This is a genomic window from Corynebacterium sp. HMSC073H12 (assembly GCF_001837775.1).
In the GTDB taxonomy this organism is placed as follows: Bacteria; Actinomycetota; Actinomycetes; order Mycobacteriales; family Mycobacteriaceae; genus Corynebacterium; species Corynebacterium amycolatum.
Genome location: NZ_KV834037.1, coordinates 1 through 427, shown reverse-complemented (window position 1 = coordinate 427; position 427 = coordinate 1). Strand labels below are relative to the sequence as shown.

At 56.2% G+C, this 427-nt stretch carries 1 protein-coding gene; it reads right to left on the bottom strand.

What is annotated here, in order from left to right; all coding sequences use genetic code 11:
- On the bottom strand, nucleotides 1–427 hold a 427-nt coding region (locus tag HMPREF2708_RS06710; RefSeq protein ID WP_141762928.1), incomplete at both ends, for an IS30 family transposase.

Below are 427 nucleotides of genomic sequence, written 5' to 3'. Positions count from 1 at the left end.
CCTCCCGGGGAGTTAACCCGCCGAGTACTACCCGCGGCCGGTTATTCAGTAATGCCTCCGCCTCAGCGACTTCCTGGTCGGTGACATCGGTAAAGTTGGTTCCTTTGGGGAAATAAAACCGGATATCCCGGTTCATCCGCTCATTGCTGCCTCGCTGCCACGGTGAATGCGGATCGGCGAAAAACACCTGGATATTCTCCGCGACGGAAAACTCCGTGTGTTTGGCAAACTCCACTCCCTGGTCCCAGGTCAACGTCGACATCGTGGTGTCCATCGACTCTTTGAGCCGACGAATCATCCGCACCATGACCTCATTGACGCTTGCGGCAGTATGGTCAGTGCCGAGTCTGCCGAGGAGCACAAACCTGCTGCGGCGTTCCACCAATGTCGCTAAAGCACTGGTGCCATCTGCGCCAATAATCAAATC